General features: G+C 64.6%; 37 protein-coding genes and 2 pseudogenes. 36 read left to right on the forward strand and 3 right to left on the reverse strand.

Going from position 1 to position 26,296, the window contains the following annotated elements:
* The first annotated feature begins 2 nt into the window (after window positions 1-2).
* Both tuf and rpsJ read left to right on the forward strand, forming a co-directional pair.
* Window positions 3-1,193: an elongation factor Tu gene (tuf, locus tag A3AG_RS0107800; protein WP_018004885.1), complete on the forward strand. Its 1,191-nt coding sequence runs from the start codon at window positions 3-5 to the stop codon at window positions 1,191-1,193.
* A 77-nt stretch (window positions 1,194-1,270) separates the two neighbouring features.
* Entirely contained in the window at window positions 1,271-1,579 is a 309-nt protein-coding gene (rpsJ, locus tag A3AG_RS0107805; protein ID WP_006160488.1) for a 30S ribosomal protein S10, read from the forward strand.
* Between the two features lie 100 nt (window positions 1,580-1,679).
* Here the strand turns inward: rpsJ and A3AG_RS0107810 are convergent, their stop codons facing one another.
* The gene (locus tag A3AG_RS0107810) at window positions 1,680-2,693 is read right to left on the reverse strand and encodes an AraC family transcriptional regulator (RefSeq protein WP_018004886.1); all 1,014 of its coding nucleotides are present in this window, start codon (window positions 2,691-2,693) and stop codon (window positions 1,680-1,682) included.
* 277 nt (window positions 2,694-2,970) lie between these two features.
* Between A3AG_RS0107810 and A3AG_RS0107815 the strand changes: the two genes are divergently transcribed.
* The 34 genes and pseudogenes from A3AG_RS0107815 (at window position 2,971) to dsbD (ending at window position 23,983) form a co-directional block, all read left to right on the forward strand.
* Complete coding sequence (locus A3AG_RS0107815; protein WP_018004887.1) at window positions 2,971-4,200, forward strand: dienelactone hydrolase family protein; 1,230 nt, start codon at window positions 2,971-2,973, stop codon at window positions 4,198-4,200.
* Window positions 4,201-4,278: 78 nt separating this feature from the next.
* Window positions 4,279-5,067, forward strand: a complete 789-nt coding sequence (locus tag A3AG_RS0107820) for an SDR family oxidoreductase (protein ID WP_018004888.1) — start codon at window positions 4,279-4,281, stop codon at window positions 5,065-5,067.
* 37 nt (window positions 5,068-5,104) lie between these two features.
* Window positions 5,105-6,346: a styrene monooxygenase/indole monooxygenase family protein gene (locus A3AG_RS0107825; protein WP_018004889.1), complete on the forward strand. Its 1,242-nt coding sequence runs from the start codon at window positions 5,105-5,107 to the stop codon at window positions 6,344-6,346.
* A 1-nt stretch (window position 6,347) separates the two neighbouring features.
* The gene (locus tag A3AG_RS0107830) at window positions 6,348-6,848 is read left to right on the forward strand and encodes a flavin reductase family protein (protein WP_018004890.1); all 501 of its coding nucleotides are present in this window, start codon (window positions 6,348-6,350) and stop codon (window positions 6,846-6,848) included.
* 306 nt (window positions 6,849-7,154) lie between these two features.
* Window positions 7,155-7,805, forward strand: coding sequence for a 50S ribosomal protein L3 (rplC, locus tag A3AG_RS0107835; RefSeq protein WP_010812397.1), 651 nt, complete (start codon window positions 7,155-7,157; stop codon window positions 7,803-7,805).
* A gap of 12 nt (window positions 7,806-7,817) precedes the next feature.
* Window positions 7,818-8,438: a 50S ribosomal protein L4 gene (gene rplD, locus A3AG_RS0107840; RefSeq protein WP_018004892.1), complete on the forward strand. Its 621-nt coding sequence runs from the start codon at window positions 7,818-7,820 to the stop codon at window positions 8,436-8,438.
* On the forward strand, window positions 8,435-8,749 hold the full coding sequence (gene rplW, locus A3AG_RS0107845) for a 50S ribosomal protein L23 (protein ID WP_006576245.1): 315 nt from the start codon (window positions 8,435-8,437) through the stop codon (window positions 8,747-8,749). The genes rplD and rplW overlap by 4 nt, the downstream gene beginning before the upstream one ends.
* A 2-nt stretch (window positions 8,750-8,751) precedes the next feature.
* A complete protein-coding gene (gene rplB / locus A3AG_RS0107850; protein WP_012354139.1) occupies window positions 8,752-9,582 on the forward strand; it encodes a 50S ribosomal protein L2 in 831 nt (276 codons plus the stop codon).
* 22 nt (window positions 9,583-9,604) lie between these two features.
* Window positions 9,605-9,880 carry a 30S ribosomal protein S19 gene (gene rpsS, locus A3AG_RS0107855; RefSeq protein ID WP_012354138.1) on the forward strand — a complete coding sequence of 92 codons (276 nt, stop codon included), beginning with the start codon at window positions 9,605-9,607 and terminating at the stop codon, window positions 9,878-9,880.
* A gap of 9 nt (window positions 9,881-9,889) precedes the next feature.
* On the forward strand, window positions 9,890-10,219 hold the full coding sequence (rplV, locus tag A3AG_RS0107860) for a 50S ribosomal protein L22 (protein WP_003271370.1): 330 nt from the start codon (window positions 9,890-9,892) through the stop codon (window positions 10,217-10,219).
* A gap of 9 nt (window positions 10,220-10,228) precedes the next feature.
* Window positions 10,229-11,026, forward strand: coding sequence for a 30S ribosomal protein S3 (gene rpsC, locus A3AG_RS0107865; RefSeq protein WP_010812392.1), 798 nt, complete (start codon window positions 10,229-10,231; stop codon window positions 11,024-11,026).
* A 2-nt stretch (window positions 11,027-11,028) separates the two neighbouring features.
* Window positions 11,029-11,445 (forward strand): 50S ribosomal protein L16, encoded by a 417-nt coding sequence (gene rplP, locus A3AG_RS0107870; RefSeq protein WP_010812391.1) that lies wholly within the window; start codon window positions 11,029-11,031, stop codon window positions 11,443-11,445.
* Window positions 11,446-11,456: 11 nt separating this feature from the next.
* The gene (gene rpmC / locus A3AG_RS0107875) at window positions 11,457-11,651 is read left to right on the forward strand and encodes a 50S ribosomal protein L29 (RefSeq protein WP_008642937.1); all 195 of its coding nucleotides are present in this window, start codon (window positions 11,457-11,459) and stop codon (window positions 11,649-11,651) included.
* The gene (rpsQ, locus tag A3AG_RS0107880; RefSeq protein ID WP_010812389.1) at window positions 11,648-11,926 is read left to right on the forward strand and encodes a 30S ribosomal protein S17; all 279 of its coding nucleotides are present in this window, start codon (window positions 11,648-11,650) and stop codon (window positions 11,924-11,926) included. Before rpmC ends, rpsQ begins: the two co-directional genes overlap by 4 nt.
* A gap of 282 nt (window positions 11,927-12,208) precedes the next feature.
* Entirely contained in the window at window positions 12,209-12,577 is a 369-nt protein-coding gene (rplN, locus tag A3AG_RS0107885) for a 50S ribosomal protein L14 (RefSeq protein WP_010812388.1), read from the forward strand.
* A gap of 9 nt (window positions 12,578-12,586) precedes the next feature.
* Window positions 12,587-12,895 carry a 50S ribosomal protein L24 gene (rplX, locus tag A3AG_RS0107890; RefSeq protein ID WP_010812387.1) on the forward strand — a complete coding sequence of 103 codons (309 nt, stop codon included), beginning with the start codon at window positions 12,587-12,589 and terminating at the stop codon, window positions 12,893-12,895.
* A gap of 25 nt (window positions 12,896-12,920) precedes the next feature.
* A complete protein-coding gene (rplE, locus tag A3AG_RS0107895; RefSeq protein ID WP_010812386.1) occupies window positions 12,921-13,463 on the forward strand; it encodes a 50S ribosomal protein L5 in 543 nt (180 codons plus the stop codon).
* A 9-nt stretch (window positions 13,464-13,472) separates the two neighbouring features.
* Window positions 13,473-13,778: a 30S ribosomal protein S14 gene (rpsN, locus tag A3AG_RS0107900; RefSeq protein WP_010812385.1), complete on the forward strand. Its 306-nt coding sequence runs from the start codon at window positions 13,473-13,475 to the stop codon at window positions 13,776-13,778.
* Window positions 13,779-13,805: 27 nt separating this feature from the next.
* Window positions 13,806-14,201, forward strand: coding sequence for a 30S ribosomal protein S8 (gene rpsH / locus A3AG_RS0107905; protein WP_010812384.1), 396 nt, complete (start codon window positions 13,806-13,808; stop codon window positions 14,199-14,201).
* A 10-nt stretch (window positions 14,202-14,211) separates the two neighbouring features.
* Window positions 14,212-14,745, forward strand: a complete 534-nt coding sequence (gene rplF / locus A3AG_RS0107910; protein WP_012354137.1) for a 50S ribosomal protein L6 — start codon at window positions 14,212-14,214, stop codon at window positions 14,743-14,745.
* Between the two features lie 11 nt (window positions 14,746-14,756).
* Window positions 14,757-15,113, forward strand: a complete 357-nt coding sequence (rplR, locus tag A3AG_RS0107915; RefSeq protein ID WP_026164029.1) for a 50S ribosomal protein L18 — start codon at window positions 14,757-14,759, stop codon at window positions 15,111-15,113.
* Window positions 15,114-15,134: 21 nt separating this feature from the next.
* Window positions 15,135-15,653 (forward strand): 30S ribosomal protein S5, encoded by a 519-nt coding sequence (rpsE, locus tag A3AG_RS0107920; RefSeq protein WP_006160449.1) that lies wholly within the window; start codon window positions 15,135-15,137, stop codon window positions 15,651-15,653.
* A gap of 10 nt (window positions 15,654-15,663) precedes the next feature.
* Complete coding sequence (gene rpmD, locus A3AG_RS0107925) at window positions 15,664-15,846, forward strand: 50S ribosomal protein L30 (protein WP_010812381.1); 183 nt, start codon at window positions 15,664-15,666, stop codon at window positions 15,844-15,846.
* A gap of 19 nt (window positions 15,847-15,865) precedes the next feature.
* A complete protein-coding gene (gene rplO, locus A3AG_RS0107930; RefSeq protein WP_012354135.1) occupies window positions 15,866-16,300 on the forward strand; it encodes a 50S ribosomal protein L15 in 435 nt (144 codons plus the stop codon).
* Between the two features lie 47 nt (window positions 16,301-16,347).
* Window positions 16,348-17,691 (forward strand): preprotein translocase subunit SecY, encoded by a 1,344-nt coding sequence (gene secY, locus A3AG_RS0107935; protein ID WP_012354134.1) that lies wholly within the window; start codon window positions 16,348-16,350, stop codon window positions 17,689-17,691.
* Window positions 17,692-17,714: 23 nt separating this feature from the next.
* Entirely contained in the window at window positions 17,715-17,933 is a 219-nt protein-coding gene (infA, locus tag A3AG_RS0107940; RefSeq protein ID WP_010812378.1) for a translation initiation factor IF-1, read from the forward strand.
* A 30-nt stretch (window positions 17,934-17,963) separates the two neighbouring features.
* The gene (gene rpmJ / locus A3AG_RS0107945) at window positions 17,964-18,080 is read left to right on the forward strand and encodes a 50S ribosomal protein L36 (RefSeq protein ID WP_008642959.1); all 117 of its coding nucleotides are present in this window, start codon (window positions 17,964-17,966) and stop codon (window positions 18,078-18,080) included.
* Window positions 18,081-18,099: 19 nt separating this feature from the next.
* Window positions 18,100-18,465 (forward strand): 30S ribosomal protein S13, encoded by a 366-nt coding sequence (rpsM, locus tag A3AG_RS0107950; protein WP_008642961.1) that lies wholly within the window; start codon window positions 18,100-18,102, stop codon window positions 18,463-18,465.
* Window positions 18,466-18,489: 24 nt separating this feature from the next.
* Complete coding sequence (gene rpsK / locus A3AG_RS0107955; RefSeq protein WP_010812376.1) at window positions 18,490-18,888, forward strand: 30S ribosomal protein S11; 399 nt, start codon at window positions 18,490-18,492, stop codon at window positions 18,886-18,888.
* 305 nt (window positions 18,889-19,193) lie between these two features.
* Complete coding sequence (gene rpsD, locus A3AG_RS0107960) at window positions 19,194-19,817, forward strand: 30S ribosomal protein S4 (protein WP_012354133.1); 624 nt, start codon at window positions 19,194-19,196, stop codon at window positions 19,815-19,817.
* 165 nt (window positions 19,818-19,982) lie between these two features.
* Complete coding sequence (locus A3AG_RS0107965) at window positions 19,983-20,963, forward strand: DNA-directed RNA polymerase subunit alpha (protein ID WP_010812374.1); 981 nt, start codon at window positions 19,983-19,985, stop codon at window positions 20,961-20,963.
* A gap of 135 nt (window positions 20,964-21,098) precedes the next feature.
* Entirely contained in the window at window positions 21,099-21,494 is a 396-nt protein-coding gene (gene rplQ, locus A3AG_RS0107970) for a 50S ribosomal protein L17 (protein ID WP_010812373.1), read from the forward strand.
* Window positions 21,495-21,617: 123 nt separating this feature from the next.
* Window positions 21,618-21,977: pseudogene (gene cutA, locus A3AG_RS31490) on the forward strand (divalent-cation tolerance protein CutA); the annotation flags it as partial.
* Between the two features lie 89 nt (window positions 21,978-22,066).
* Window positions 22,067-23,983, forward strand: coding sequence for a protein-disulfide reductase DsbD (gene dsbD / locus A3AG_RS0107980; protein WP_018004895.1), 1,917 nt, complete (start codon window positions 22,067-22,069; stop codon window positions 23,981-23,983).
* Between the two features lie 30 nt (window positions 23,984-24,013).
* On the opposite strand, the pseudogene A3AG_RS31495 reads toward dsbD, so the two are convergent.
* A pseudogene (locus A3AG_RS31495) lies at window positions 24,014-25,230 on the reverse strand (magnesium transporter CorA family protein).
* Between the two features lie 17 nt (window positions 25,231-25,247).
* On the reverse strand, window positions 25,248-26,240 hold the full coding sequence (gene hemB, locus A3AG_RS0107990; RefSeq protein ID WP_026164030.1) for a porphobilinogen synthase: 993 nt from the start codon (window positions 26,238-26,240) through the stop codon (window positions 25,248-25,250).
* Window positions 26,241-26,296 lie beyond the last annotated feature (56 nt).

Consider the following 26,296-nt stretch of genomic DNA (forward strand, 5'->3'; position numbering starts at 1 on the left):
AAATGGCAAAGGAAAAGTTCGAGCGGACCAAGCCGCACGTGAACGTTGGTACGATTGGTCACGTTGACCATGGCAAGACCACGCTGACCGCAGCGATCGCCACGGTGCTGGCAGCGAAGTTCGGTGGTGCGGCCAAGAAGTACGACGAAATCGACGCAGCGCCGGAAGAGAAGGCCCGCGGTATTACCATCAATACCGCCCACGTCGAATACGAGACGGCCAACCGCCACTACGCGCACGTTGACTGCCCGGGCCACGCCGACTACGTGAAGAACATGATTACCGGTGCCGCCCAGATGGACGGCGCGATCCTGGTGTGCTCGGCCGCTGACGGCCCGATGCCGCAGACCCGCGAGCACATCCTGCTGGCCCGTCAGGTCGGCGTGCCGTACATCATCGTGTTCCTGAACAAGTGCGACATGGTGGACGACGCCGAACTGCTCGAGCTGGTCGAGATGGAAGTGCGCGAGCTGCTGTCGAAGTACGAATTCCCCGGCGACGACACCCCGATCATCAAGGGTTCGGCCAAGCTGGCGCTGGAAGGCGACAAGGGCGACCTGGGCGAAGAAGCCATCATGCGCCTGGCCGACGCGCTGGACACCTACATCCCGACGCCGGAGCGTGCCGTTGACGGTACCTTCCTGATGCCGGTGGAAGACGTGTTCTCGATCTCGGGTCGCGGCACCGTGGTGACCGGCCGTATCGAGCGCGGCGTGATCAAGGTCGGCGAGGAAATCGAAATCGTCGGTATCAAGCCGACCGTGAAGACCACCTGCACCGGCGTGGAAATGTTCCGCAAGCTGCTGGACCAGGGCCAGGCTGGCGACAACGTCGGTCTGCTGCTGCGCGGCACCAAGCGTGAAGACGTCGAGCGCGGCCAGGTGCTGTGCAAGCCGGGTTCGATCAAGCCGCACACCCACTTCACCGGCGAGGTGTACATCCTGTCGAAGGACGAAGGCGGCCGTCACACCCCGTTCTTCAACAACTACCGCCCGCAGTTCTACTTCCGTACCACCGACGTGACCGGCTCGATCGAGCTGCCGAAGGACAAGGAAATGGTCATGCCGGGTGACAACGTGTCGATCACCGTCAAGCTGATCGCCCCGATCGCCATGGAAGAAGGCCTGCGCTTCGCTATCCGCGAAGGTGGCCGTACCGTCGGCGCCGGCGTCGTGGCAAAGATCCTCGACTAAGCACTTCCTGGGACATGCCCGCGGGCATGTCCCCATTCAACGGGCAGCTTGCCCAATCGCTCTTTTAAGGAAATATCATGCAGAACCAGAAGATCCGTATCCGCCTGAAGGCTTTCGACTATCGCCTGATCGACCAGTCGGCCGCCGAAATCGTGGATACCGCCAAGCGTACCGGCGCGATCGTCAAGGGCCCGGTGCCCCTGCCGACCCGCATCCAGCGCTTCGACATCCTGCGTTCGCCGCACGTCAACAAGACCAGCCGCGATCAGTTCGAGATCCGCACCCACCAGCGCCTGATGGACATCGTCGACCCGACCGACAAGACCGTTGACGCGCTGATGAAGCTCGACCTGCCGGCAGGCGTGGACGTCGAGATCAAGGTGTAATCATGTTTCGGGCCGCGCGCGCGGCTTGATGCAGCAAAACGGCGAACCTCGGTTCGCCGTTTTTGTTTGGTGGCGCGCGGCATGGGCGCCCGCCTGGCACTTACACGCTGCCGCGCCGGCGCAGCGTCTCGGCCGGGCACTCGCCGAACGCGCGCCGGTATTCGGCGCTGAAGCGGCCCAGGTGGGTAAAGCCCCAGCGCATCGCGGCGCCGCTCACCGACGACAGCGCCGCATCGTTGAGCAGATCGTGCCGTACCCGGTCCAGCCGGACCGTGCGCAGGTAGGCCATCGGGCTCAGCCCGCGATGCTCGCGGAACCCTGCATACAGGCTGCGCAGGCTGACACCCGCGATCTCCGCCAGCAGCGCCGGCGTCAGCGCGGCGCCGGCATGGGCGTGGATATACTCCTCGACGACTTTCACATGGCGCGGCGCCAGCGGCTTGCCGTGCCGCTGCAGCGCCTCGGACAGGCTGTGCGGCTGCAGCGTCAGCAGCGCGCCGATCACCAGTTGCTCGAGCTGGCATGCCGTGAGCGGATGGCGCGCCGCTTCCGGCGCCACCGACAGCATCTGCGCCAGATACTCCATCAATGCATACCAGCCGGCGCTGCGCCAGGCCATGCCGAGCTGGAAGCGCAGCGGCGGGTCCGGGCGATGTCCGAGATAGGCGGCACACACGCGCTCCAGCGCGCTGCGCTCGACGCGCACGATGAGCTGGTCGTTGTCCGCGCTCCAGCGCATCAGCAGCGGATCGCTGGGCGTCAGCACCGAAGCGCAGTCCGGCGTCGACACGATCTGCTGCGCGCCGCAACGGATCTCGGCCTGGCCGCTGAGCGGCATCTGCACCAGCAGGAAGTCTCCGAGCGCGCCCGGGTCGATGGTGACATCGGCGCCGTAGGCGAGCCGGTTCAGCGACACCGCGCCCAGCGGGGCGTGATGCATGCGGGCCGACAGGCTGGTCCCGCGGATATCGAGCCGGTGTGGCTTGAAGACCTTGCCGACCGCCGCGCGCGTCTGCCCTAGGTCGTTCGAGGCGAACACCTGCCGCCCGGCATCGTGTAGCAGGGCATGCGCCAGTGGCACCGGCGCGCGGGCAGTCGGGGGCAGCTGCAACATGGTCTCGCTCCTCTGGCGTGGCCGCGGCGCTGGCTGGCGCCACGGCGGCGGGCCGGGGCGCCATGCGCGCAGCATGGTCCACGCAACCACTATAGCGGATCGACCCGCGCGAGCCCGGCGTTGCGTTGACCGAAGCCGAACTTTCCTGCACTAATCGGATAGCCGCTGCAGCCAGCGGCTAGTTTGCTGCAGTGCGGAGCCACCATCATGGGTCCAGCACGGCAGCACAACCCTCCACCAGCTGTCAGCCAACAGAGAACGACAAGGAGCGCAGGCCATGGGCCAGACCATCCAGATCCAGACCCCCGAAGGCAGTTTCAGCGGCTATCTGGCCACACCGGCGACGGGCAAGGGCCCGGGCATCGTGCTGTGCCAGGAGATCTTCGGCGTCAATGCCACCATGCGCCAGGTGGCCGATTACTACGCCGAAGAAGGCTATACGGTGCTGGTGCCCGACCTGTTCTGGCGCATCGCACCGGGCATCGAGCTGACTGACCGCGGCGACGACTTCCAGCGCGCGCTCGGCCTCTACCAGCAGTTCGACGAAGCCAAGGGCGTGCAGGATGTGGGTGCGGCGCTGGAGACGTTGCGCGCGCGGCCCGAATGTGTCGGCCAGACCGGCGTGCTGGGCTTCTGCCTGGGCGGCAAGCTGGCGTACCTGGCAGCCTGCCGGTTGCCCGACGTGGCCTGCGCGGTGGCGTACTACGGCGTCGGCATCGAGCACGCGCTGGACGAGGCCGCCAACGTGCGGGGCCGCCTGGTGCTGCATATCGCGGAGAAGGACGGCTTCTGCCCGCCGCAGGCGCAGGCGGCGATCCGCGAGGCGCTCGCCGGCCGGGAGCACATCGAGATGTACGTCTATGCCGGCGTCGACCATGCCTTTGCGCGATCCGGCGGCGAGCATTTCGACAAGCCGTCGGCGCTGATGGCGCACCAGCGCTCGATCGCCGCGCTGCGGCGCGAGATGGGGCCGCACTACGACTTCTCGGCGCTGTGGGACAAGCACTGCGAGTACGAATTCGCCACCCGCGATGTCGATGCCACCATGGCGACGATGGTGGCGCAGCCCTATGTGAACCATATCCCGACCATGACCGGCGGCGTCGGCCATGCGCAGTTGCGCCGCTTCTACCAGAACCATTTCGTCCACAGCAATCCGCCCGACACCACGCTGATCCCGCTGTCGCGCACGGTCGGCGCCACGCAGATCGTTGACGAACTGCTGTTCTGCTTCACCCACACCTGCGAGATCGACTGGATGCTGCCGGGCGTGCCGCCGACCGGCAAGCGGGTGGAGATCCCGCTGATCGCCATCGTCAAGTTCCGCGGCGACAAGCTGTACCACGAGCACATCTACTGGGACCAGGCCAGCGTGCTGGTGCAGATCGGCAAGCTGGACCCGGCGGGTTTGCCGGTGGCGGGCGTGGAAACCGCGCGCAAGCTGCTGGACGAGACCTTGCCGTCGAACACGCTGATGGCGCGCTGGCAGCAGAGCGAAGGCAAGTAAGCCAGGCGGCAAGGAACGGGAGCAGGCCCGCAGAGGCCTGCCCCGTACCGGACACCGGTGAGCAACCAGGAGATAACCATGAAAGGACTGCAGGACAAGGTAGCCATCGTCACCGGCGGCGCCACGCTGATCGGCGCGGCGGTGGTGCAGGCTTTCGTCGAGGCCGGGGCGCGCGTGGCGATCTTCGATATCGACGCGGCCAATGGCGAGCGCGTCGCCACGGAACTGGGCCAGGACGCGCTGTTCATCGCGGCGGACATCACGCGGGACGAGCAGGTCCGCGATGCGGTGAGCCAGGTAGCGCAGCGTTTTGGCGGCGTCGATTTCCTGGTCAACCTGGCCTGCACCTATCTCGACGACGGCTTCCGCTCGAACCGCGCCGACTGGCTGGCGGCGCTCGATGTCAATGTGGTTTCCGGGGTGATGCTGGCGCAGGCGGTGCATCCGCATATGCGCGCGCGCGGCGGCGGCGCCATCGTCAACTTCACCAGCATCTCCGCCAACGTGGCGCAGACCGGTCGCTGGCTCTATCCCGTGTCGAAAGCCGCGATCGCGCAGCTGACGCGCAGCATGGCGATGGACCTGGCGCCAGACCGGATCCGCGTGAACTCGGTCTCGCCGGGCTGGACCTGGTGCCGGCTGATGGACGAGGTCAGCGGCGGCAACCGCGCCCGCACCGATGCGGTGGCCGCGCCGTTCCACCTGCTCGGCCGCGTCGGCGAGCCCGACGAGGTGGCGCAGGTGGTGCTCTTCCTCTGCTCCGACCACGCCGGCTTCGTCACCGGCGCGGACTATGCCGTCGACGGTGGCTACTCCGCCATGGGTCCGGAGCAGAACGTGCCTGCCATCGGCAAGCTGGCCGGCTGAACAAACGCCCCACAACGATCCTTCAGGAGACCATGTCATGCGCCAACGCATCGCCATCGTCGGAGCGGGCCAGTCGGGCCTGCAAATGGCCCTCGGGCTGCAAGCCCGCGGCTACCGCGTCACGTTGCTGTCCAACCGCACGCCGGAGCAGGTTCGCGCCGGCAAGGTCATGTCCAGCCAGTGCATGTTCGACCGCGCGCTGCAGACCGAGCGCGAGCTCGGCCTGAACTGGTGGGACGATGCCTGCCCGCCGGTGCAGGGCATCGGCCTGGCCGTGCCCCATCCCGAGCTGCCCGGTGCCAAGGTCATCGACTGGGCCGCACCGCTGGACCGTCCGGCGCAGGCGGTCGACCAGCGCCTGAAGATGCCGGCGTGGATGGAGGCCTTTGTGACGCGCGGCGGCGACCTGCGCATCGTCGATGTCGGTGTCGACGAGCTGGAGGACCTGACCCGTGAACATGACCTGGTGCTGCTGGCCGCGGGCAAGGGCGAGATCGTCAGCCGCTTCGAGCGCGATGCGTCGCGCAGCCCTTTCGACCGGCCCCAGCGCGCGCTGGCGCTGACCTATGTGACCGGCATGCTGCCGCGCGAGCCGTTCTCGCGGGTTTGCTTCAACCTGATCCCCGGGGTCGGCGAGTACTTCGTCTTTCCCGCACTGACGCTGTCGGGGCCGTGCGAAATCATGGTGTTCGAGGGCATCCCGGGCGGTCCGATGGACCGCTGGGCCGAGGCCCGTACCCCCGAACAGCACCTCGCCGAAAGCCTGCGCATCCTGCGCACTTATGCGCCGTGGGAGGCCGAGCGCTGCGAGCGCGTGGCGCTGACCGACGACAACGGCATCCTGTCGGGCCGCTTCGCACCGACGGTGCGCAAGCCGGTGCTGACGCTGCCGTCGGGCCGGCTGGTGTTCGGCATGGCCGATGCCGTGGTGGTCAACGACCCGATCACCGGCCAGGGCTCGAACAATGCCGCCAAGTGCTGCAAGGTCTATCTCGATGCCATCGTTGACCATGGCGAGCGGCCGTACGACCGCGACTGGATGGAGCAGACCTTCACCCGCTACTGGCAATACGCCGGCGATGTGGTGGCCTGGACCAACTCGCTGCTGACCCCGCCGCCGCCGCACATCCTGGCGCTGCTGGGCGCCGCGGGGCAAGCGCCGGCGCTGGCGGCGCGCATCGCCAACGGCTTCGACAATCCGCCGGACTACTTCCCCTGGTGGATGGATCCGCAGGCCTGCCACCAGCTGATCGACCACCACCTGCCGCAGGCCGCCTGAGATGGACACCACCAGCCATGCCGCGCCCTCGCTCGATCCGCGCGAATTACGCCGGGTTTGCGGCCGCTACGCGACCGGCGTGGCGGTCATCGGTGCCTGTACGCCGCAGCAGCGGCCGGTCGGCATCACCATCAACTCGTTCGCGTCGCTGTCGCTGGCGCCGCCATTGATCCTGTGGAGCCTCGCCACGCATTCGCCCAATGCGGGCCTGTTCGCGCCGGGCACGCCTTTCGGCGTCAGCATCCTGCGCGCGGGTCACGGTGAACTGGCGCGTCGCTTTGCCACGCCGTCGCCGGACAAGTTTGCCGGCGTTGGCCATCGACGCTGCCCGCACGGCGTGCCCTACCTCGACGAGGCGCTGGCGACGCTGTCGTGCCGGGTCGAGCGCGCCGACCCGGTGGGCGACCACTTGCTGATCGTCGGTGCCGTCGAAGCGTTCACGGCGGGGGAGGGCGAGCCGCTGGTTTTCTACGGCGGCGACTTCGTCCGCGTCGCCGCCTGAGGGGCCTTTGCTGTGCCTGATGGGCCGCTTCGCCAGCGGCCCGTCGCCCCGACACCACAACCAGGCAGCGCAAGCGTCACTGCCGCGGCATCCCTGCCTACAACATTGCAGGGAAAGCCGCAATTCATATTGCCCTTTCCAAACTGCTGCGATATAGTGTAAGGCTACCCGTTTCCTCGGGTAGTGGGCTGGCCACTTTGGCCGCGCGCAGTCTTGTTTAGCGCAAGTCCATCCGCGCACAAGCGCAAGCACAGTTTTCGTGTATCAATCAGCCCCGGCCAATCGCAGCTGGGAATGGAGCAAACCATGAGCCTTGGCCTTGTAGGTCGCAAGGTTGGCATGACCCGTATTTTCACGGACGACGGTGAAGCGATTCCCGTGACCGTGGTCGAGGTCGGCGACAACCGCGTGACGCAAATCAAGACGGACGAGACCGACGGTTACACCGCGGTTCAAGTCACCTTCGGCGCACGACGCGCAAGCCGCGTCACCAAGCCGCTGGCGGGTCACCTCGCCAAAGCCGGCGTGGAAGCCGGCGAAATCATCCGCGAATTCCGTATCGACGCAGCCAAGGCTGCCGAACTGCAAGCTGGCGGTTCGCTGTCGGTCGACCTGTTCGAAGTCGGTCAGAAGATCGACGTGCAGGGCGTGACCATCGGTAAGGGCTACGCCGGTACCATCAAGCGCTACCACTTCGCCTCCGGCCGTGCCACCCACGGTAACTCGCGCTCGCACAACGTGCCGGGCTCGATCGGTATGGCGCAGGATCCGGGCCGCGTGTTCCCGGGCAAGCGCATGACCGGTCACCTGGGCGATGTCACCCGCACCGTGCAGAACCTGGAGATCGCCAAGATCGACGCAGAGCGCAAGCTGCTGCTGGTCAAGGGCGCCATTCCCGGCTCCAAGAACGGCAAGGTCATCGTTACCCCGGCCGTCAAGGCCAAAGCCAAAGCTTAAGGAGCGCATGTAATGGAACTCAAGCTCCTCCAGGACAATGGCCAGATCGGCGCCGGCGTTGACGCGTCGCCCGAAGTGTTCGGCCGTGACTACAACGAAGCCCTCGTTCACCAGATCGTCGTCGCTTACAAGGCCAACGCGCGCAGCGGTAACCGCAAGCAGAAGGATCGTGAAGAGGTCAAGCACACGACCAAGAAGCCGTGGCGCCAGAAGGGTACGGGCCGTGCTCGTGCCGGTATGTCTTCCTCGCCGCTGTGGCGCGGGGGCGGCCGTATCTTCCCGAATTCGCCGGAAGAGAACTTCAGCCAGAAGGTCAACAAGAAGATGTTCCGTGCCGGCATGCGCTCGATTTACTCGCAGCTCGCACGTGAAGGTCGTATCAACGTGGTGGACGGTTTCACCGTCGACGCGCCCAAGACCAAGCTCTTGGCCGACAAGTTCAAGGCCATGGGCCTGGACTCGGTGCTGATCATCACCGACAGCCTCGACGAAAACCTCTACCTGGCTTCGCGCAACCTGCCGCACGTGGCAGTCGTGGAGCCGCGCCAGGCTGACCCGCTGTCGCTCGTGCACTACAAGAAGGTGCTGGTGACCAAGGCTGCCGTCGCGCAGATCGAGGAGTTGCTGAAATGACGCAAGTAGCCAAGAACGATCATCGTTTGATGCAGGTGCTGCTCGCGCCGGTGGTTTCCGAAAAGGCAACCCTGGTCGCCGACAAGAATGAACAAGTCGTGTTCGAAGTGGCTCGCGATGCCAACAAGGCAGAAGTGAAGGCCGCCGTCGAACTGCTGTTCAAGGTCGAGGTGCAGTCCGTTCAGATCCTGAACCAGAAGGGCAAGCAGAAGCGCTTCGGCCGTTTCATGGGCCGTCGCAACCACGTGAAGAAAGCTTACGTGTCGCTGAAGCCGGGTCAGGAAATCAATTTTGAAGCGGAGGCCAAGTAATCATGGCACTCGTCAAGACCAAGCCGACTTCCCCGGGTCGTCGCTCGATGGTGAAGGTGGTCAACAAGGACCTTCACAAGGGCACCCCGTACGCGCCGCTGCTGGAAAAGCAATTCCAGAAGTCGGGCCGTAACAACAATGGTCATATCACCACCCGCCACAAGGGCGGTGGTCATAAGCACCACTACCGCGTGGTCGACTTCAAGCGCAACGACAAGGACGGCATCCCCGCCAAGGTCGAGCGCCTGGAATACGATCCGAATCGCAGCGCCAACATCGCGCTGGTCGTGTTCGCCGACGGCGAGCGCCGCTACATCATCGCCACCAAGGGCATGGTTGCCGGCCAGCAGCTGCTGAACGGCTCGGAAGCGCCGATCAAGGCCGGTAACAACCTGCCGATCCGCAACATTCCGGTCGGTACCACGATCAACAACGTGGAAATGCTGCCGGGCAAGGGCGCCCAGATCGCCCGCGCTGCAGGCGGCTCCGCCGTGCTGCTGGCCCGCGAAGGCCTGTACGCCCAGGTTCGCCTGCGCTCCGGCGAAGTGCGCCGCGTGCACATCGAGTGCCGCGCCACCGTCGGTGAAGTGGGCAACGAAGAGCACAGCCTGCGCGTCATCGGCAAGGCCGGTGCGACCCGCTGGCGCGGTATCCGCCCGACGGTCCGCGGCGTCGTGATGAACCCGGTCGACCACCCGCACGGTGGTGGCGAGGGCAAGACCGCTGCTGGTCGCGATCCGGTGTCGCCGTGGGGTACCCCGACCAAGGGCTACCGCACCCGCAGCAACAAGCGCACGGACAGCATGATCGTCCAGAAGCGCCACAAGCGTTAATCGGTAGGTAGGAGCTAAAGATATGACTCGTTCCGCTAAAAAGGGTCCGTTCTGCGACGCCCACCTGCTGAAGAAGGTGGAAGTTGCAACGAGCGGCAAGGACAAGAAGCCCATCAAGACGTGGTCGCGCCGCTCGACCATTCTGCCGGAGTTCATCGGCCTGACGATCGCCGTCCACAACGGCCGTCAACACGTGCCGGTGTACGTTACGGAAAACATGGTTGGCCACAAGCTCGGCGAATTTGCGATTACCCGCACGTTCAAGGGCCACGCGGCTGACAAGAAAGCGAAGAGGTAAGGTGCCATCATGGAAGTGAAAGCGATTCATCGCGGTGCCCGCATCTCCGCCCAGAAGACGCGCCTGGTCGCTGACCAGATCCGTGGTCTGCCGATCGAGCGCGCGCTCAACGTCCTGACGTTCAGCCCGAAAAAGGCTGCCGGGATCGTGAAGAAGGTGGTCGAATCGGCCATCGCCAACGCCGAGCACAACGAAGGCGCCGACATCGACGAACTCAAGGTCAAATCGATCTACGTCGACAAGGCAACCTCGCTCAAGCGCTTCACGGCACGGGCAAAGGGCCGCGGCAACCGCATCGAGAAACAAACCTGTCACATCACTGTGACGCTCGGCAACTAAGGAGTCACGATGGGACAGAAGATTCATCCGACTGGCTTCCGTCTGGCTGTCAGCCGTAACTGGGCTTCGCGCTGGTACGCCAGCAACACGAAGTTCGCCGGCATGCTGAAGGAAGACATCGAAGTTCGCGACTTCCTGAAGAAGAAGCTCAAGAACGCATCGGTTGGCCGCGTCGTGATCGAGCGCCCCGCCCGCAATGCCCGCATCACCATTTACAGCTCGCGTCCGGGCGTGGTGATCGGCAAGAAGGGTGAGGACATCGAACTGCTGAAGGCCGAACTGCAGCGTCGCATGGGCGTGCCCGTGCACGTGAACATCGAGGAAATCCGCAAGCCGGAAACCGATGCTCAGCTGATCGCCGATTCGATCACCCAGCAGCTCGAGCGCCGCATCATGTTCCGCCGCGCCATGAAGCGCGCCATGCAGAACGCGATGCGCCTGGGCGCCCAGGGTATCAAGATCATGAGCGCCGGCCGTCTGAACGGTATCGAAATCGCCCGTACCGAGTGGTACCGCGAAGGCCGTGTGCCCCTGCACACCCTGCGCGCCGACATCGACTACGGCTTCTCCGAAGCAGAAACCACCTACGGCATCATCGGTGTCAAGGTGTGGGTCTACAAGGGGGATCACCTCGGCCGCAATGACGCGCCGGTGGTGGAAGAGCCGCAGGACGACCGTCGTCGTCGCCCGGGTCGTCCGGAAGGCCGCCGCCGTGAAGGCGAAGGCCGTCCGGGTGGCAACCGCCGCGGCGGTGCCGGTGCCGGTCGCCGCGCTGCGCCTGGCGCAGATGCGAAGAGTGGAGAATAACGATGCTGCAACCTAAGCGCAGAAAATACCGCAAGGAGCAGAAAGGCCGCAACACGGGTAAGGCTACCCGTGGTAACGCCGTGTCTTTCGGCGAATTCGGCCTGAAGGCCATGGGCCGTGGCCGCCTGACGGCTCGTCAGATCGAGTCGGCACGTCGTGCGATGACCCGCCACATCAAGCGTGGCGGCCGCATCTGGATCCGGATTTTCCCGGACAAGCCGATCTCGAAGAAGCCCGCCGAAGTCCGTATGGGTAACGGCAAGGGCAATCCGGAGTACTACGTGGCTGAAATCCAGCCGGGCAAGATGCTGTACGAAATGGATGGCGTGAGCGAAGACCTGGCACGTGAGGCGTTCCGCCTCGCCGCGGCCAAGCTGCCGATCGCCACCAATTTCGTGGTGCGCCAGGTCGGGACGTAAGGAGAGCAGGGATGAAAGCATCCGAACTTCGCGGCAAGGACGCCGCAGGCCTGAACCAGGAGCTCTCCGAGCTGCTGAAGGCCCAATTTAGCCTGCGCATGCAAAAGGCAACCCAACAGCTGCAGAACACCAGCCAGCTGAAGAAGGTTCGCAAGGACATCGCGCGCGTGCAAACCGTGCTGACTGAAAAGGCGAACGCGAAATGACTGAAGCTGCACAAACGGAAAAGTCGCTTCGCCGTACCCTGGTCGGCCGTGTCGTGAGCGACAAGATGGACAAGACCGTTACGGTCTTGGTGGAAAACCGCGTCAAGCATCCCCTGTACGGCAAGTACGTGCTGCGTTCCAAGAAGTACCACGCACACGACGAAGCCAACCAGTACAAGGAAGGCGACAAGGTCGAAATCCAGGAAGGCCGTCCGCTGTCGCGGACCAAGTCCTGGGTGGTTTCCCGGCTGGTAGAGGCTGCACGCGTCATCTAAGAACAACACGTTCTTAGCTTGACTTGCAAGTCCAGGATTATGTAGCTATAATCCTGGACTTCCGCTTTATTGCGTTCGCCTTAGCTGTACCACCCGGGCGGGCCTGTTGAGCGAGCCAGGGCCAGGCGGCTCCGATGTATTTCAGTCGGGAATTGCCGGGCTCCTACCGACTTCAAAGTTGATCAACCCATACGGTGCTGGCGCAAGGCCGGAACCGACGGGACCAAGACTGACCGACGGGCGCTATCGCACCTGGCGGATTAAGTTGGGAAGACAAACACCATGATTCAGACAGAAAGCCGGCTCGAAGTGGCCGATAACACTGGTGCGCGCGAAGTGCTGTGCATCAAGGTGCTGGGTGGCTCCAAGCGCCGCTACGCAAGCGTTGGCGACATCATCAAGGTGACCGTCAAGGACGCAGCGCCGCGCGGTCGCGTCAAGAAGGGCGACATCTACAACGCCGTCGTCGTGCGTACCGCCAAGGGCGTGCGCCGCGCTGACGGTTCGCTGATCAAGTTCGACGGCAACGCCGCCGTCCTGCTGAACAACAAGCTCGAGCCGATCGGCACCCGTATCTTCGGGCCGGTGACTCGTGAACTCCGTACCGAGCGCTTCATGAAGATCGTGTCGCTCGCTCCGGAAGTGCTGTAAGGAGCCGCCATGAACAAGATTCGCAAAGGCGACGAAGTCATCGTGCTGACCGGCAAGGACAAGGGCAAGCGCGGTACCGTGCAAGCCGTCCTCGGCGACAAGGTTGCGGTGCAAGGCGTGAACATCGCCAAGAAGCATGCCCGCCCGAACCCGATGCTGGGCACTACCGGTGGTGTGGTCGACAAGGTCATGCCGCTGCATATTTCCAACGTTGCGCTCGTGGATGCCAATGGCAAGCCGTCGCGCGTCGGCATCAAGGTGGAAGACGGCAAGCGCGTGCGCGTGCTGAAGACCACCGGCGCCGTCGTGGCAGCTTGATTCTGGGCACGTTTAGGAGTTGAGCATGGCAGCACGTCTGCAAGAGTTTTACAAAGAACAGGTTGTGCCGAAGCTGATCGAGCAGTTCGGCTACAAGTCGGTCATGGAAGTGCCGCGCATCACCAAGATCACCCTGAACATGGGCCTTGGCGAAGCCATCAATGACAAGAAGATCATTGAAAACGCCGTCGGCGACCTGACCAAGATCGCCGGTCAGAAGCCGGTCGTGACGAAGGCCAAGAAGGCCATCGCCGGCTTCAAGATCCGCCAGGGCTACCCCATCGGTGCGATGGTGACCCTGCGCGGCGAGCGCATGTTCGAATTCCTCGATCGTTTCGTCACCGTGGCCCTGCCGCGCGTGCGTGACTTCCGTGGTGTGTCGGGCCGTTCGTTCGACGGTCGTGGCAACTACAACATCGGTGTGAAAGAGCAGATCATTTTCCCCGAAATCGAGTACGACAAGATCGACGCACTGCGTGGTCTGAACATCAGCATCACGACGACGGCAAAGAACGACGAGGAAGCCAAGGCCCTCCTCGGCGCGTTCAAGTTCCCGTTCCGCAATTAAGGGGTAACCGTGGCTAAACTGGCTCTGATTGAACGTGAGAAGAAGCGCGCCAAGCTGGTGGCAAAGTATGCCGCCAAGCGCGCCAACCTCAAGGCCATTATCGACGACCAAGAGAAGTCGGAAGAAGAGCGTTACAGCGCGCGTCTCGAGCTGCAACAGCTCCCGCGCAACGCGAACCCGACCCGCCAGCGCAATCGCTGCGCGATCACCGGTCGTCCCCGCGGTACCTTCCGCAAGTTTGGCCTGGCGCGTAACAAGATCCGCGAAATCGCCTTCAAGGGCGAAATCCCGGGTCTGACGAAAGCCAGCTGGTAATTACGCACAGGCTACAGGAGAAACAGTATGAGCATGAGCGATCCTATCGCCGATATGCTGACGCGCATCCGCAACGCCCAGGGCGTGCAGAAAGCGTCGGTTGTCATGCCGTCGTCGAAGCTGAAAGTGGCAATCGCCAAGGTCCTGAAGGACGAAGGCTACATCGACGACTACGCCGTCCAGGAAGATGGCGGCAAGGCACAACTGAGCATCGGTCTCAAGTACTACGCCGGCCGTCCGGTGATCGAGCGCATCGAGCGCGTCTCGAAGCCCGGCCTGCGCGTGTACAAGGGCCGCAGCGACATTCCGCAAGTGATGAACGGCCTGGGTGTGGCGATCATCTCGACCCCGCAGGGTCTGATGACCGACCGCAAGGCTCGCGCCACCGGCGTGGGCGGCGAAGTTCTCTGCTACGTCGCTTAAGGAGAGAACCATGTCCCGTGTAGGTAAGGCTCCCATCGCGCTCCCCAAGGGCGCGGAAGTGAACGTGGCAGCTGGCGTGCTCTCCGTGAAGGGCCCGCTGGGTACGCTGTCCCAGCCGATTCACAGCCTGGTCAAGGTCAATGTCGAGAACGACACGCTGACCTTCGCGCCGGCTGACGAGTCGCGTGAAGCAAACGCCCTGCAAGGCACCATGCGCGCCCTTGCGGCGAACATGGTCAAGGGCGTGACCACCGGTTTCGAGCGCAAGCTGAACCTCGTTGGCGTGGGCTATCGTGCCCAGCTGCAAGGCACTGCGCTGAAGCTCCAGCTTGGTTTCTCGCACGACGTGATCCATGAGATGCCGGAAGGCGTGAAGGCCGAAACGCCGACGCAGACCGAAATCCTGATCAAGGGTGCGGACAAGCAGAAAGTCGGTCAGGTTGCCGCCGAAGTGCGCGCGTACCGTCCGCCCGAGCCCTACAAGGGCAAGGGTGTGCGTTACAGCGACGAGCGCGTCATCCTGAAGGAAACCAAGAAGAAGTAAGGGGTGCAATGATGAACAAGAAAGACGCTCGTTTGCGCCGTGCACGTCAGACCCGCGCCAAGATCGCGGAGATGAAAGTCAATCGTCTGACCGTGTTCCGTACGAATTCGAACATTTACGCCCAGGTCTTCTCCGAGTGCGGCACCAAGGTGCTGGCTTCGGCTTCGACCGTCGAGGCAGAAGTGCGCAAGGAACTGGAAGGCAAGGGCGCTACCGCCGCTGCCGCTACGATCGTGGGCAAGCGCATCGCCGAGAAGGCGAAGGCTGCCGGCGTGGAAACCGTCGCGTTCGATCGCGCCGGCTTCCGTTTCCATGGCCGCGTGAAGGCCCTGGCAGACGCCGCCCGCGAAGCCGGCCTGAAGTTCTAAGCGCATAGAGAGAGATACGTCATGGCAAAGATGCAAGCAAAAGTCCAACAGGACGAACGCGACGACGGCCTCCGCGAGAAGATGATCTCGGTCAACCGTGTCACCAAGGTGGTGAAGGGTGGCCGGATTCTCGGTTTCGCTGCGCTGACCGTGGTCGGTGACGGCGATGGCCGCATCGGCATGGGCAAGGGCAAGGCCAAGGAAGTGCCGGTCGCGGTTCAGAAGGCAATGGACGAAGCCCGTCGCAAGATGGTCAAGGTCTCGCTGAAGAACGGCACGCTGCAACACGAAGTCGTTGGCAAGCACGGCGCCGCCAAGGTGCTGATGATGCCCGCCAAGGAAGGTACCGGCGTGATCGCCGGCGGCCCGATGCGCGCGATCTTCGAAGTGATGGGCGTCACCAACGTGGTGACCAAGTCGCACGGCTCCACCAACCCGTACAACATGGTTCGCGCCACGCTGGACGGCCTTCAGAAGATGAGCACGCCGGGCGAAATCGCCGCCAAGCGTGGCAAGTCGGTCGAAGACATCCTGGGTTAAGGTGAACGCAATGTCGCAGAAAACCGTAAAAGTGCAACTCGTGCGCAGCCTGATCGGCACGCGCGAGGATCATCGCGCCACCGTTCGTGGCCTGGGCCTGCGCCGCATCAACTCGGTGTCGGAGCTGCAGGACACGCCCGCCGTGCGCGGCATGATCAACAAGGTCTCGTACCTGGTCAAGGTTCTGGCCTGATCGGGACTTGGAGAGCAAGATGCAACTGAACAACCTGAAACCGGCTGCCGGTTCGAAGCACGCCAAGCGTCGCGTCGGCCGCGGTATCGGCTCCGGCCTGGGCAAGACCGCCGGTCGCGGTCACAAGGGTCAGAAGTCGCGTTCGGGCGGCTTCCACAAGGTGGGTTTCGAAGGCGGCCAGATGCCGCTGTATCGTCGCCTGCCGAAGCGCGGCTTCACCTCGCTGACCAAGGCGTTCACCGCCGAAGTCACGCTGCGTGACATCGAGCGCCTGGAAGCGGCCGAAGTCGACCTGCTGGTCCTGAAGCAGGCTGGCCTGGTCGGCGACCTGGTCAAGAGCGCCAAGGTCATCAAGGCCGGCGAGCTGACCCGCAAGGTGACGATCAAGGGTCTGGGCGCCACCGCTGGCGCCAAGGCCGCGATCGAAGCCGCCGGCGGCCAGATCGCAGCCTGATACGGCAGCATTCATCGCAGCATAGGCAGTCATAGTCGGAGCATCGTTTGGCCACGGCGAAACCCAATGCAAGCGCGCAAGCCAGGAACACGGCGAAGTACGGCGACCTCAAGCGCCGGCTGATGTTCCTGGTGCTGGCCCTGATCGTGTACCGCATCGGCGCTCATATTCCGGTGCCCGGTATCGATCCGGAGCAGCTTGCGAAGCTTTTCCAGAGTCAGTCGGGTGGCATCCTCGGGATGTTCAACCTGTTCTCGGGCGGGGCGCTGTCGCGCTTTACCGTCTTCGCGCTCGGCATCATGCCGTACATCTCGGCGTCGATCATCATGCAGTTGCTGACGATCGTGCTGCCGCAGCTGGAGTCGCTGAAGAAGGAAGGGCAGGCAGGGCAGCGCAAGATCACGCAGTACACGCGCTACGGCACCGTGGTTCTGGCCACGTTCCAGGCGCTGTCGATCGCGGTCGCGCTGGAGTCGCAGCCCGGGCTGGTGCTGGATCCGGGCCTGATGTTCCGGGCCACGGCGGTGATCACGCTGGTGACCGGCACGATGTTCCTGATGTGGCTGGGTGAGCAGATCACCGAGCGCGGTCTGGGCAACGGCATCTCGATCATCATCTTCGGCGGTATCGCGGCGGGCCTGCCCAACGCGATCGGCGGACTGTTCGAACTGGTCCGCACGGGTTCCATGAGCATCATCGCGGCGATCTTCATCGTGGCGATCGTGATCGGTGTGACCTTCGCCGTGGTGTTCGTCGAGCGGGGCCAGCGCAAGATCCTGGTGAACTATGCCAAGCGTCAGGTCGGCAACAAGGTGTACGGCGGCCAGTCGTCGCACCTGCCGCTGAAGCTGAACATGGCAGGGGTGATTCCGCCGATCTTCGCATCGTCGATCATCCTGTTCCCGGCGACGATCGCGGGCTGGTTCACGTCTGACTCGACCGGTGCGGTCGGCCGGTTCATCAAGGACCTGGCTGCCACGCTGTCGCCGGGCCAGCCGGTCTACATCCTGCTGTACGCTGCTGCGATTGTATTTTTCTGCTTCTTCTACACGGCCCTGGTGTACAACAGCCGTGAAGTGGCAGACAACCTGAAGAAAAGCGGTGCCTTCATTCCGGGCATTCGTCCGGGCGAGCAGACGACGCGCTATATCGACAAGATCCTGGTGCGTCTGACGCTGGCTGGTGCGATCTACATCACACTGGTCTGCCTGTTGCCGGAATTCCTGGTGCTGCGCTGGAACGTTCCGTTCTATTTCGGCGGAACCTCCCTGCTGATCATCGTGGTCGTCACGATGGACTTCATGGCCCAGGTTCAGTCCTATGTCATGTCGCAGCAGTATGAGTCGCTGCTGAAGAAGGCGAATTTCAAGGGCAATCTGACCTTGCGCTGACTTCGGATCGGTACAGGCTAGGTATGGCTAAAGACGACGTCATCCAGATGCAGGGCGAGGTCCTGGAAAACCTGCCCAATGCGACGTTCCGAGTCAAGCTGGAGAATGGCCACGTAGTGCTGGGCCATATCTCCGGCAAGATGAGAATGAACTACATCCGGATTCTTCCGGGTGACAAGGTGACGGTCGAGCTGACCCCATATGATCTGTCGCGCGCACGAATCGTCTTCCGGACGAAGTGAGCGAACAGGAATTGAAGGAAGAGGAAAATTATGAAAGTGCTGGCTTCTGTTAAGCGCATTTGCCGCAACTGCAAAATCATCAAGCGCAACGGTGTCGTGCGCGTGATCTGCTCGTCGGATCCCCGCCACAAGCAACGCCAAGGCTAATCGGAAAGAGGATTGACGAATGGCACGTATCGCAGGGGTTAACATCCCGAACCACAAGCATACCGAAATCGGCCTGACGGCTATTTACGGTATCGGCCGCTCGCGCGCCCGCAAGATTTGCGAGGCCACCGGTGTACCGTTTGACAAGAAGGTCAAGGATCTGACCGACGCCGACCTGGAAAAGCTTCGTGACGAAGTGGGCAAGGTCACGGTCGAGGGTGACCTGCGTCGTGAAACCACGATGAACATCAAGCGTCTGATGGACCTTGGTTGCTATCGTGGCATGCGTCACCGCAAGGGCCTGCCGATGCGCGGCCAGCGTACGCGCACCAACGCCCGTACCCGCAAGGGTCCGCGCAAGGCCGGCGTGGCTCTGAAGAAGTAAAGCCGAAGGCAGAGGAAGAAACTAATGGCAAAAGGTCCGAATAACGCCGCTCGCGCGCGTAAAAAGGTCAAGAAGAACGTTGCCGACGGCATTGCGCACGTCCACGCTTCGTTCAACAACACCATCATCACGATCACCGATCGCCAGGGCAACGCCCTGTCGTGGGCGACCGCCGGTGGCCAGGGCTTCAAGGGTTCGCGCAAGTCGACCCCGTTCGCTGCCCAGGTTGCTGCCGAGAACGCCGGCCGCGTGGCGCAAGACCAGGGCATCAAGAACCTGGAAGTGCGTATCAAGGGCCCCGGCCCGGGTCGTGAATCGGCTGTCCGCGCGCTGAACGCGCTGGGCATCAAGATCGCGATCATCGAAGACGTTACGCCGATTCCGCACAACGGCTGCCGTCCGCCGAAGCGCCGCCGCATCTGATGCGTTGGCGTGTCCGGACCCGGTGGGTTTACCTGCCGGTTTCGGATGTGGTAGTATCGCGCGTTGACCTGCTGCATTTTTATGCGGCAGGTTTTCGTTTTGCGCCGGAGTAGTGTCTTAAGGGGCACATTATAATGCCGGCGTATTGGTAAATTGCTTGCAGCGACGCCTCCCGCAACGGAGCGCGCTTAATAAGCCCACCGTCCGTCACGGTCTGGCGTGTGCCATGTTGCACCGCGCCGGCACTGCGTTGGCGGACTCACGGCGCGTCCTGAAGGCGTCGTGATCGATCAAAGGAAGACAACGTGGCACGTTATACCGGCCCGAAGGCCAAACTTTCCCGCCGTGAAGGCACCGACCTGTTCCTGAAGAGCTCGCGCCGCTCGCTGGCCGACAAGTGCAAGCTGGACAGCAAGCCGGGCCAGCATGGCCGCACCTCGGGTGCCCGCACCTCCGACTACGGCAACCAGCTGCGCGAAAAGCAGAAGGTCAAGCGCATCTACGGCGTGCTCGAGCGCCAGTTCCGCCGCTATTTCGCCGAAGCCGACCGCCGCAAGGGCAACACCGGCGAAAACCTGCTGCAACTGCTGGAATCGCGCCTGGACAACGTGGTGTACCGCATGGGCTTCGGCTCGACCCGCGCTGAAGCGCGCCAGCTGGTGTCGCACAAGGCGATCCTGGTGAACGGCCAGACCCTGAACGTGCCGTCGGCCCAGATCAAGTCGGGCGACGTCATCACCATCCGCGAGCAGTCGAAGAAGCAGGTCCGTATCGCCGAAGCGCTGTCGCTGGCCGAGCAGTCGGGCTTCCCGACCTGGGTCGCCGTGGATGCCAAGAAGTTCGAAGGCACCTTCAAGCAAGTCCCGGATCGTGCCGATATCTCGGGCGACATCAACGAAAGCCTGATCGTCGAACTGTACTCGCGTTAATCCGCGAGCACCCGGCCCAGAGCTTGCGTTCGTCGCAAAGCTTCTCCTTCAGCCCGACGCGCTTCGCGCGCGTCGGGCTTCGCCCATCGTTACGATGGGATTTCCAGGTTCCAAACGTCAGCCTTATCGGTGTAACGAGCCGAGGGTATTGAAAAGGACAACCTAATGCAAACAGCACTCCTCAAGCCAAAAATCATCGCCGTCGAGCCTCTGGGCGACCATCACGCCAAAGTCGTGATGGAGCCGTTCGAGCGCGGCTACGGCCATACGCTCGGTAACGCCCTGCGTCGCGTGCTGCTGTCGTCGATGGTCGGTTATGCCCCGACCGAAGTCACGATCGCTGGGGTGGTCCACGAGTATTCCACCATCGACGGCGTGCAGGAAGACGTCGTCAACCTGCTGCTCAACCTGAAGGGCGTGGTGTTCAAGCTGCACAACCGCGACGAAGTCACGGTGTCGCTGCGCAAGGATGGCGAAGGCGTGGTCACGGCCGCCGATATCGAGCTGCCGCACGACGTCGAGATCATCAACCCGAACCACGTGATCGCCCATCTGTCGGCCGGCGGCAAGCTGGACATGCAGATCAAGGTCGAGCAGGGCCGCGGCTATGTGCCGGGCAACGTGCGCAAGTTCGGCGACGAATCCGGCAAGGTCATCGGCCGCATCGTGCTGGACGCCTCGTTCTCGCCGGTGCGCCGCGTGTCGTACGCGGTGGAATCCGCCCGTGTCGAGCAGCGTACCGACCTGGACAAGCTGGTGATGAACATCGAAACCGACGGCGTGATCTCGCCCGAGGAAGCGATCCGCCAGTCGGCCCGCATCCTGGTCGACCAGCTGTCCGTGTTCGCCGCGCTGGAAGGCACCGAGTCGGCCGCCGAGGCCGCTTCGAGCCGCACGCCGCAGATCGACCCGATCCTGCTGCGCCCGGTCGACGACCTGGAGCTGACGGTGCGTTCGGCCAACTGCCTGAAGGCCGAAAACATCTACTACATCGGCGACCTGATCCAGCGTACCGAGAACGAACTGCTCAAGACCCCGAACCTGGGTCGCAAGTCGCTCAACGAGATCAAGGAAGTCCTCGCCTCGCGCGGCCTGACCCTCGGCATGAAGCTCGAGAACTGGCCGCCCGCAGGTCTGGAGAAGTAATCGTGGCGCGGGGCCACCGTCCCGCACCGCAGCAACCGCCCCGGCCCCGGCCGGGGCATGTATGACTACCGGCCCGCGTCCAGCCGCATCGGACGATAGAAGAGCTGGTCAAACACTTAACTGAAAGGAATCATCATGCGTCACCGTCATGGTCTGCGGAAACTGAACCGCACCTCGTCGCACCGTCTCGCGATGCTTCGCAACATGTCCAACTCGCTGTTCCAGCACGAGCTGATCAAGACCACCGTGCCCAAGGCCAAGGAACTGCGCAAGGTTGTCGAGCCCCTGATCACGCTGGCCAAGAAGGACACCGTTGCCAACCGCCGCCTGGCCTTCGCCCGCCTGCGCGACCGCGACATGGTCACCAAGCTGTTCACCGAACTGGGCCCGCGCTACGCCACCCGTCCGGGCGGCTACACCCGCATCCTGAAGTTCGGCTTCCGTCAGGGCGACAACGCGCCGATGGCGCTGGTCGAGCTGGTGGATCGTCCGGAAATCACCGAAGCCCCGGCCGAAGAAGCCGCGGAATAAGTGCGTTTCCTGCGCGCTGCCGTCGCACGACGGTTGCGGGCACACCGCTTACAATCGAGCCAGGCAATCGCCTGGCTCTTTTGTTTTGTGCGGCTCGGCCTGGCCAGCCGCGGGAGAGTGTCGATGCAAAGCCATACTGACCAGGGTGCGGGTCCGGACGAGGTGCTCGTCGTCGTCACCAACGCCCCCGATGCGGAAACCGCGGCGCGCTTGTCGCGGGCCGTGCTGCAGGCGCGCGCCGCTGCCTGCGTGAACCGTCTGGCGCCGGTCGAATCCGAGTACTGGTGGCAGGGCAGGCTCGAGCAGGCGCAGGAATGGCCGCTGCTGATCAAGACCACGCGCGCGCGCTACGCTGCGCTCGAGGCGGTGATCCGGCAACATCACCCCTATGACGTGCCGGAGCTGCTTGCGTGGCCAGTGTCAGCCGGCTACGGGCCTTACCTGGAGTGGGTGCGCAGCGAGACCGCGGGCGTGCCGGCGCAGCCAGCAACGGCGGCACCGGCTGGCGATGCCCGCCACGCAGCACCAGGTACGGCGGCATCCCGGGATCAAGACCAACAGGAATCGGCTTCATGAACATCGGTTTGGCACGGCGGGCGGGCACGCCCGGGCAGATGTGGGCGCGGCATATTGCCGCAGCGCTGCTGACGGCGCTGGCCTGGCTGTGCCTGGCGGGCAGCCTCCACGCCGCCACCGAGGACGACTTCCTGCCGCCCGAGCAAGCCTTCCGCTTTGCCGCCAGCCAGCCTGACGACAAGACCGTCGAAGTGCGTTTCGAGGTCGCGCCGGGCTACTACATGTATCGCGAGCGCTTTGCGTTTGCGGCGCAGCCGGCCGTCGTGAAGCTGGGCGCGCCGGCCTATCCGCCGGGCAAGGTCAAGTTCGACGAGACCTTCGGCAAGGAGATGGAGACCTACCGCGACACCGTGATCATCCGCGTGCCGGTCGAGGCCGCGCCCGCCGACGGCAAATGGACGCTGACCGTGACCTCGCAGGGCTGCGCCGACAAGGGCCTCTGTTATCCGCCGATGGAAAGCGTCTACAAGGTAGGCGCCAGCGCGCTGGCCGACCTGTTCGGCAAGCGCGGCCGCAGCGAGGCGCCGACGGCCGAGCCGGCTCCGGCGCCCGCCGCACCCGCCGTACCGGGCGTGGCGGCGACGCTGCGCGCCGACGACAGCGACCGCATCGCCGGCGCGCTGGCCAGCCGCAACCTGGGCCTGATCGGGGCGCTGTTCTTCGGCCTGGGGCTGCTGCTGACCTTTACGCCATGCGTGCTGCCGATGGTGCCGATCCTGTCGTCGATCGTGGTGGGCGAGCACGTCACGCGCGGCCGCGCGCTGCTGGTGTCGCTGGCCTATGTGCTGGGCATGGCGGTGGTGTACACCGCGGTCGGGGTGGCCGCCGGGCTGCTGGGCGAGGGCCTGTCGGCCGCCTTGCAGACGCCCTGGGTGCTGGGCGCCTTCGCCGCGCTGATGGTGGCGCTGGCGCTGTCGATGTTCGGTTTGTACGAGCTGCAACTGCCGCAGCGCTGGCAGACCCGGCTGACGGAATCATCCAACTGCCGCCAGGGCGGGCAGGTGGCCGGGGCCGCGGCGATGGGGGCGATTTCCGCGCTGATCGTCGGGCCGTGCGTGACGGCGCCGCTGGCGGGCGCGCTGGCCTATATCGCACAGAGCCGCGACGCCGTGACCGGCGGTGCCGCGCTGTTCGCGATGGCGCTGGGCATGGGCGTGCCGCTGGTGCTGGTGGGCGTGGGCGCGGGCAACCTGCTGCCGCGCGCCGGCCGCTGGATGGAGGTCACCAAGCGCTTCTTCGGCTTCCTGCTGCTTGGCGTGGCACTGTGGATGCTGGGGCCGGTGCTGCCGGCGTGGACCACGATGCTGCTGCTGGCGGCGCTGCTGCTGGTGGCGGCGGTGTTCCTCGGTGCCTTCGACGGGCTGGGGCCCGACCCGCGCAATCTGGTGCGAGTGGGCAAGGGCGTGGGCGTGCTGTTCGCCATCGCCGCCGCGATCGTGCTGATCGGCGTGGCTTCGGGCGGACGCGATCCGCTGCAGCCCCTGTCGCACCTGAGCGTGGCACGCAGTGGCGGCGAAAACGCCGGCGCTGCGCAGGCGGTGCGTTTCGAGCGCGTGCGCAGCGTCGCCGAGCTCGACGCCCGCGTGGCGCAGGCTGCCGCCGCGGGCAAGCCGGTGCTGCTGGATTTCTATGCCGACTGGTGCGTCAGCTGCAAGGAGATGGAGCGCATGACCTTCGTCGATCCGCGCGTGCGCGCGCGGCTGTCGGAGATCGTGCTGCTGCAGGCGGACGTGACCGCCAACAATGCCGACGACAAGGCCTTGCTCAAGCGCTTCGGCCTGTTCGGGCCGCCCGGCATCATCCTGTTCGGCCCGGACGGTCGCGAGCGCCCGGTGCGCGTGATCGGCTACCAGTCGGCCAACCGCTTCCTGGAAAGCCTGGAGCGCGCTTTCGGCACACCCACGCGCACCTGAACCGTCCCCGGGGCGTACCCAGGCCTGCGGCTAGCGCTCCAGCTGCCGCGCCAGTCCCCACAGCGCTGCCAGTACCACCGCCACGGCACCCATCAGGCCGATCGACCACCAGAAGCCCTGCGGCTCCTGCAGCCAGGGCATGCGCTCGAAGTTCATGCCGAACACGCCGGTGATCAGCGTCAGCGGCATGAACAGCGCCGTAATAAGCGTCAGCGCGCGCATGGTGCGGTTGGTCCGGTGCGCCACCGCCGAGAAGTGGATCTGCACCGCCGATTCGATCGAATCCTCCAGCCGGCGCGCATGCGCCAGCACCCGCTGGATATGCTCCATCACGTCGTTGATGCGCACCAGCAGCACCTCGTCGCGCCCCGGCGCATCGACGGCGCCGCCGGGCTGGTCGCTGCTGTAGCGGTTGTCGAGCAGGCTGTCGCGGAATTCCTGCAGCGCGTCGCGCTGCTCCTCGCTCAGGTGCTCCAGCTTGCGCAGCTGGATGCGCGCATCGAGCAGGCCCTCCCAGCTGGAGAAACTGCGGCGCGAGTTCAGCAGCGCGCGCTGCCAGCGGTCGAGCTGGCGCGTCAGCGGCGCGCGCAGTTCCAGGTAGCGGTCGACCATGGCGTTGAGCAGCCGCAGCATCAGGTCCTCGGGCCGGCTCGGCGGACGGATGCCGTGCAGCAGCGACTGGCCGTTGCCACGCGCGGGCGCGGCTTGCGGACGCGGGGCCTGGCACAGCTCCAGCAAACGCTGGCGCACCTGGTCGACGGTGCGCGACGGCCCGGAGCGTACCGTTACCAGCACGGTGTCGAACATGAAGAACGTGACTGGCTGGGTGTCGATCTTGGCCAGTGCCGGCAGGAATCCCGGCGCATGGCGCTTCTGGCGGGCGGCTGCCTCGGCCGCGGCCGGCTTGGCGGTGATGGCGGCGTCCTGCGGCTCGGCCTCGGCAATGGCGCGGCTGGTTTCAAAGGTGAGCTTGCGGAAGATCACCATGTCGTACGCATGGGTCGTATCGAAGTACGACGGATGCGCGGCGTTGGTGGCGTCGGCCAGGTGCAGGTCGAGGATGGGCGCGCCGGCCAGCTGGCGCACCTGCTCGCGCCAGTCATCGGGCGCCGCGGTGACCTCTTCAGTGGAAAAATCCGCCCACACGAACAGAACAGCGACGCGGCATTGCCCGACAGAAAGCTGCCCGCCTCGGTGAGCGAGGCCAGCGGGTGTACCTGGCTCGCTGAGAAACCTAGCAACTCCATGCGCGGTCCGTCGGCCGTCAGGCCTGCAGCAGCCGCGCGGCATCGCGCGCAAAGTAAGTCAGGATGCCGTCGGCGCCGGCGCGGCGGAAGGCCAGCAGCGATTCCATCATGACCTTGTCGTGGTCCAGCCAGCCGTTCTGCGCGGCGGCCTTGAGCATCGCGTACTCGCCGCTGACCTGGTACACGTAGGTCGGGAAGCGGTATTCGTCCTTGACCCGACGCACGATGTCCAGGTACGGCATGCCGGGCTTGACCATCACCATGTCGGCGCCTTCCAGGATGTCCTGCGCCACTTCGCGCAGGGCCTCGTCGGTGTTGGCCGGGTCCATCTGGTAGGTCATCTTGTTGCCCTTGCCCAGGTTGGCGGCCGAGCCCACCGCGTCGCGGAACGGGCCGTAGAATGCCGACGCGTACTTGGCCGAGTACGCCATGATGCGGGTATGGATGTGGCCGTTGTCTTCCAGCGCGGTGCGCACCGCGCCGATGCGGCCGTCCATCATGTCGGACGGGGCGACGATGTCGACCCCCGCCTCGGCCTGCGCCAGCGCCTGGCGCACCAGGATCTCCACCGTCGCATCGTTGATCACGTAGCCGTTGTCGTCGAGCACGCCATCCTGGCCGTGGCTGGTGTACGGGTCGAGCGCCACGTCGCACAGCACGCCGAGTTCGGGGAAGCGGTCCGTCAACGCGCGCACCGCGCGCGGCACCAGTCCGTCCGGATTGGTGGCCTCGATGCCGTCGGGCGTCTTCAGCGACGGGTCGATCACCGGGAACAGCGCCAGCACTGGGATGCCCAGCTTGACGCAGTCTTCGGCCACGGGCATTAGCAGGTCGACCGAGACGCGTTCCACGCCCGGCATCGACGCCACGGCCTGGCGCTGGTTCTGGCCATCGAGGATAAAGACCGGGTAGATCAGGTTGTCCGGGGACAGGCGATGCTCGCGCATCATGCGACGGGAGAAATCATCGCGGCGCATGCGGCGCGGGCGGAATTCGGGGAAGGTGGACATGGCGGCTTCTTGGCGGAAGAGGACGGAATGCAGGCCCGGCAAGCGCGGCGCGCGCA

It is taken from the genome of Cupriavidus neocaledonicus, from assembly GCF_000372525.1.
Lineage (GTDB): Bacteria > Pseudomonadota > Gammaproteobacteria > Burkholderiales > Burkholderiaceae > Cupriavidus > Cupriavidus neocaledonicus.